The 6,445-nt window shown below is 72.6% G+C and carries 2 protein-coding genes; both read left to right on the forward strand.

What is annotated here, in order from left to right:
- A partial coding sequence (locus tag R6V09_RS42805) for a condensation domain-containing protein (RefSeq protein ID WP_317886888.1) occupies window positions 1-698 on the forward strand: 698 nt, incomplete at its 5' end.
- A gap of 21 nt (window positions 699-719) precedes the next feature.
- Window positions 720-6,445: non-ribosomal peptide synthetase (locus tag R6V09_RS42810; RefSeq protein WP_317886889.1), on the forward strand; the 5,726-nt coding region annotated here is incomplete at its 3' end.

The following is a 6,445-nucleotide window of genomic DNA, read 5'->3' on the forward strand; positions in this document are numbered from 1 at the left end:
GCCGCGCCACCGCCGGCAAAGTGCTCCGCCGAGGTGTGGGCAGGTCGCGGACCGACGCGGTCGTGCGGACGGCGCGCCGCCACGCCACCACTCCGTACGCCGTGCTGCTGACCGCCTACTGCGCCGCTCTCGCCCGTGTCCTCGGGTGCCGCGAACTCGTCGTCGGAAGCCCCGTCACCGGCCGCGACCGTCCCGAACTCGACGCGACGATCGGCATGTTCGTCAACACAGTGTGCCTGCGCGCCGTGGTCGGCGAGGACGAGTCGTACGGCAGCCTCCTGCGGCAGATCACCCGGGGAACGCGGGAAGCCCTGGCCCACCAGTCGTATCCCTTCGAACGGCTCGTCGACCGGCTGGAGTTGCCCCGCGACCTCGCCCGCAACCCGCTCTTCGACGCCTACTTCGCCCTGCAGAACATCGACTTCCACGCCTTCCACCGGGGCGGACTGGACATCGCCGTCGACGTATTGAACCCGGGAACCACCCGCTTCGACCTCAACCTCCAGGCCTACCAGCGTCCCAGCGGGCTCGTCCTGGACCTGGAGTACGCGAGCGACCTCTACGAACGGTCGACCGCCGAACACCTCCTGCGGGTGTTCCTCGGACTCCTGGAGGGGCTGGCGGAGAACCCGCATCGTCCCGTCCTTCCACCCCGGTCGGTCGCGCTCGTGCCCGACACTCCCGACTTCGACTTCTGAGACTGCTGAGGTGTGCGCCGCATGGCTTCCACAGTCGCGTCCCCGCGAACCGTCCACGCCGATCCCGAACAGACCGCGTTCTGGCGGCGCCGCATCGCCGAGCACCCGGAACCGACCGTGCTGCCGCGGGACTTCCTCGGCCAGGACCCCGAACACCCCCTGGCCACATGGTCCGTGGCAATCGGCGCCGACACGGCCGCGGAGATCCGGCGCGTCACCCGGAACGAACCCACGCTCACCCGGGCCCTGCACACGGCCGCGCTCGCCGTGGCGGCGGCCCGGGCGACCGACACCGGTGTGGTCAGCGTGGTGACCTCCGCACCGGACGGCTCCGGGCACTTCCCGCTGGCGGTGCCCATATCCCCCGGCACCTCCCTGAGGCGACTGCTGGCCGCCGTACGCGCGGACTACGCCGAAGCGGCACGGCACCTGGACGCACCGGTGGCCCCCCTCTTCGACCGGGCCGGACTCGTCCCCTCCGACCTGCTGATCGAGGTGGACGGCGACGGCGACGGCGCCGACGCGGTCGCGTTCCCCTGGACGATCCGCCTCGACGTACGCCGTGACGTGGCCGAACTGACCTACCGCGCCGACCTGTTCACCAGCGCCACCGTCCGACGCCTCGCCCTCGCCCACGTGCGCGTCCTGGACGCCGTACGCAGCGATCCGGACGCCCCGCTGGCCGAACACCTCCGGGCCGACGCGCAGGAGGAGGCCCGGCTCGCCGAATTCAACGCCACGGAGGCGGAGTTCCCGGCGGACACCCCCCTGCACGGCTTCCTGGAGGCGACGGCCGCGGCCACCCCGGAGCGCGTCGCGATCGCCGACGACGGCACCACGTACGGCGAGCTCAACCGGCGGGCCAACCGCCTCGCGCACCGGCTGCGCGCGCTCGGCGTCGAACGCGGCGACGTGGTGGGCGTGTGCCTGCCCCGCTCACCCCTCGAACTGACGACTCTCTACGCGGTCCTCAAGGCAGGCGCCGCCTATCTGCCCGTCGACCCCACACTGCCCGCGGCCCGTATCGCCTACGTGCTGGAGCACAGCCGCACGCGCGTCGTCCTGGGCGATGCCTCCACCCGTCATACAGCGGCGGCAGCCCAGGAGTTCGTCGACGTGAGCGACCCCTCCGCCTACGCGCCGCAGGAGAGCGACCCCGACGCGGGCACCAGGCCCGCCGATCTGGCCTACGTCATCTACACCTCGGGCTCGACGGGCCGGCCCAAGGGGGTGATGATCGAACACCGGGCGATCGTCAACCGTCTGACGTGGATGCAGCGGGCCTACCCCCTGACCCCCGACGACGTGATCCTGCACAAGACGCCGTTCACGTTCGACGTCTCCCTCTGGGAGATCTTCTGGTGGTCCCTCGCCGGAGCGGCGGTCTGCACACTGCCGTCGGGCGACGAGCGCGACCCCGAACGCATCGCCGCCCGCGTCGCCCGACACGGCGTGACCACCGCCCACTTCGTCCCCTCGATGCTCCAGGCGTTCCTCGGCCTCGTCGAAGCGGACGACACCGCCGGACGCCTGAGAACCCTGCGCCAGGTGTTCGCCAGCGGCGAGGCCCTCGCCGCCGGCCAGGCGTCGGCCTTCCGCACCCTGCTGGGCACACCGCACGGCACCCGGCTCGTCAACCTCTACGGCCCCACCGAGGCCGCCGTCGACGTCACCCACTTCCCCTGCGCCGAAGCCGACCCCGCACGCGCCGTCCCCATCGGCCGGCCGATCGACAACATCCGGCTGCACGTGCTCACCCGCGCCGGGAGCGTCGCACCGCTCGGCACACCGGGCGAGCTCCACATCGCCGGCGTCGGCCTTGCCCGCGGCTACCTCGGCGCCACCGGGCTCACCGAGGAACGCTTCGTCCCGGATCCGAACGTGCCGGGCGAGCGCCTGTACCGGACCGGCGACCTGGCCCGCTGGATGCCGGACGGCACGATCGAGTACCTCGGCCGCCTCGACACCCAGGTGAAGATCCGCGGCCACCGCGTCGAGCCGGGCGAGATCGAACACGTCGCCACCCGCTGCGGGGGAGTGCGCGAATGCGCCGTGACCACGGTGCCGGACGGGACGGGAGACCGGGCCCTGTGCGCCTACGTGGTGCCGGGCGAGGGCTTCCAGGAGGCGGAGCTGCGCGAGGTGTTCGCTGCGGAGCTGCCGGCGTACATGGTTCCCGGGCACATCGTCACGGTCCCCGCGATCCCCACGAACCACAACGGCAAACGGGATGTGAAGAGTCTGCCGCGGCCGGACCGGCGCGGGGCCGCGGCCTTCGCCGCACCCCGCGACGCCGCCGAGGAACAGCTCGCCCGCATCTGGTGCGAGGTCCTCGGCCTGCCACGCGTGGGCATCGACGACAACTTCTTCGCGTCCGGCGGCGACTCCATCAAGTTCATCGGCGTCCTCGCGCGGGCCCGCCGCGCCGGACTCGACTTCTCCTTCCAGGACCTCTTCGCCCATCCGACGATCGCGGAACTCTCCGCCCTGGCCCGGCGGACGGACAGCACCCACACCACGACCGCGCCCTTCGCCCTGCTGGACACCGGCGACCGGAAGGCGCTCCCCGACGACGCCGTCGACGCCTTCCCGCTGAGCGCCCTCCAGGCCGGCCTGCTGTACGAGGTCGCCCGCAGCGGCGGCGGAGGCCTCTACCACGACGTCGCCTCCTACCGCGTCCAGGACGCCCTGGACCTCGACGCCTTCCGGGCGGCCGTGCGGACGGTGGTCGAGCACCACGCCGTCTTCCGTACGTCGTTCCGTCCGACGGGTTTCTCCGCGCCGATCCAGATCGTCCACGCGACCGCCCCGCCACCGCTGGGCGTCGTCGACCTCTCGGACCTCCCGCCGGCGGAGCAGGAGGCCCGGCTGGAGGACCACCGTGCCGACGAACTGCGGCGCGGGTTCGCCATGGGCGGGACGGGACTGGTCCGCATCACCGTCCACCTGCTCGGGAAGCGCGGCTACCAGTACGGCCTCAGCTATCACGCGGCGGCGCTCGACGGCTGGAGCGTCGGGACGGTGAACCGGGACCTCTTCGCCGCCTACTTCGCGCTGCGCGACGGCGGACGACCCGACTTCCCCCCGTGCGCGACCACCTACGCCGACTACGTACGACTGGAGCGCGAGGCGGCCGGCTCGACCGGGCAACGGGCGGTCTGGTCCAGGATGCTGGAGGGAGCCGAGGCGACCGGGCTGCCCCACTGGTACGAGGCTCCTCGCCCGGCCGACGAGCAGCCCGACGTGATCATGCGCGACGTGCCGCTTCCCGCCGAGGTGTCCGCCGCGGTGCCGCGCGTCGCGGAACGGCTGCGGGTCCCGGTGAAGTCCGTGCTCCTCGCGGCCCACACCGCCGTCATGGGCTTCGTCTCCGGCACGGACGACGTCCTGACCGGCTACGAACACAGCGGCCGTCCCGAGACACCGGGCGCCGAGCACCTACCCGGACTGTTCCTCAACACGATCCCGTTCCGTGCCCGGTTGGCGCCGGGAACCTGGGCCGACCTGATCCGGCATGTCTACGGGACGGAGGCCGCGCTGCTGCCGGCGCGCCGGGTCCCGCTGGCCGAGCTGAAGCGGCAACTCGGCGTGCGCGGCGCCCTGTTCGAGAGCGTCTTCAACTTCACCCACTTCCACGTACTGAAGGACCTCGTCCGCGACCGCGGATTCCAGCTCCGCCGACACGACATCACCAGCCGTACCGAGTTCCCCTTCCGCGCCGAGTTCTGGCAGGACGCCTTCACCGACGAGGTGCACCTGTCGCTCCACCACCACGACGGCCGCTTCCCGCCCGAGCAGATCGACCGCATCGCGGGCTACTACACCCGCGCCCTGGAGCTCATCACCACCCGCACCGACGACGACCGCAACTGCGCCACCCTGCTGGGCGCGGCCGAACTGCGCCTGCTCACCGAGGAGTTCGCGGGAGCCGAGGCCGAACTGCCGCCGGGCACCGCCCTCGACCTGATCGACGCCCAGGTGCGGATCCGTCCGGACGCCGTCGCCGTGACCCACCGCGGGGAGCTGTTGACGTACGCGGAACTGGACCGGGCCTCCGACCGTGTCGCGGCGTTCCTGAGGACGTCCGGCGTCGGTCACGGAGATGTGGTGGCCATGCCCATGGACCGCGGGCTCCCGTGGGCCGTGAGCGTCCTCGGTGTGCTCAAGGCCGGCGCCGTCTATCTGCCGCAGGATCCGGCGGACCCGCCGGACCGGCAGGCGGCGATGCTCCGGCGCAGCGGCTGCCGCCATGTACTGACGACCACCGCACACGCGCGGGGGCTGCGGGCGCCGAGCGGCCCGACCGTGCTCCGATACGAGGACGCGCCTGACGAGACGGGGCCCGTACCGCGTCCCGGCCCCGACGACCCGGCCTATGTGATCTTCACGTCCGGATCCACCGGCGAACCCAAGGGCGCCCTGATCCACCACCGGGGCATGCTCAACCACCTCCGGGCCAAGACCGTCGACCTCGGCCTCGGGGAGACGGACGTCGTGGCGCAGCTCGCCACGCAGTGCTTCGACATCTCCGTCTGGCAGTTGCTGGTCGCCTGGCTCACCGGCGGACGCACCGTCATCCACGACAAGGAGTCCGTCGCCGACCTCACCGGCCTCCTGGAGGCGCTGGAACGGGACCGGATCAGCGTCCTCGAAGTGGTGCCGTCCTACCTCGACGCCCTGCTCGGCACGGTCTCTTCCCCGCCGCCCCCACTGCCCGGGCTGAGGTGGGTCCTCGTCACCGGAGAGACGCTGCCGCCCGCGCTCACCCGACGCTGGTTCGCGGCGTACGACATCCCGCTGGTCAACGCCTACGGGCCCACCGAAGCCTCCGACGACGTCACCCACCACGTGCTCAGGGAACCGGTCGACACCGAACGGGTCCCGATCGGGCGCCCCATCCTCAACACCCGGCTGTACGTGCTGGGTCCGGACGACCAGCTGCTCCCGGTCGGCAGCCACGGCGAGATCTGTGTGACGGGCGCGGGCGTCGGGCGCGGCTACGTCAACGACCCCGAGCGCACCGCCCGGGCCTTCCGCGCCAACGTCCTCGACTCCGGCTCACCGACGCTCTACCGCACCGGTGACATCGGACGGTGGCTGCCCTCCGGAGTGCTCGACTGCGCCGGCCGCGCCGACCACCAGGTCAAGGTCCGCGGCTTCCGTGTCGAGCTGTCCGAGATCGAAGGGGCCCTGACCCGCCTGCCGGGCATCGACCAGGCGGTCGTCCTGGTCCGCCGGACGGGCGGTGAGCGGCGGCTGGTCGCCTTCTGCACCGGCCCCGCCGTACCCGGCCCCGCCCAGGCGCACGACGCGCTCGCCGCGACGCTGCCCGCCCATCTGCTCCCGGACCTGGTTCTGCCGCTGGACGCGCTCCCGCTGACCCGGAACGGCAAGGCGGACCGTGCCGCCCTGGAACGGCACCCGCTGCCCGCGCGGACCGCGGGCGCCGGCCGCGTGCCGCCGGCCGACGACGACGAAGCCGCGCTGCTCGCACAGTTCGCCGACGTCCTCGACGTCGAACCCGGCGAACTGTCCGTCACCGACGACTTCTTCGACGCCGGCGGACACTCCCTCGCCGCCATGAAGCTCACCGCGCGACTCGGCCGGGGCCTGGCGCTGCGCGACGTACTGGACCACCCCACGGTCCGCTCGCTCGCGCGCCGGCTCACCGAGGGGGCCGCCGCCACCCGGCCGCTGCTCACCGAACTGCTGCCGTGCGCGCGGCCCTTGGCGACCCTGGTGTGCGT

It is taken from the genome of Streptomyces sp. W16 (genome assembly GCF_033194735.1).
Lineage (GTDB): Bacteria > Actinomycetota > Actinomycetes > Streptomycetales > Streptomycetaceae > Streptomyces.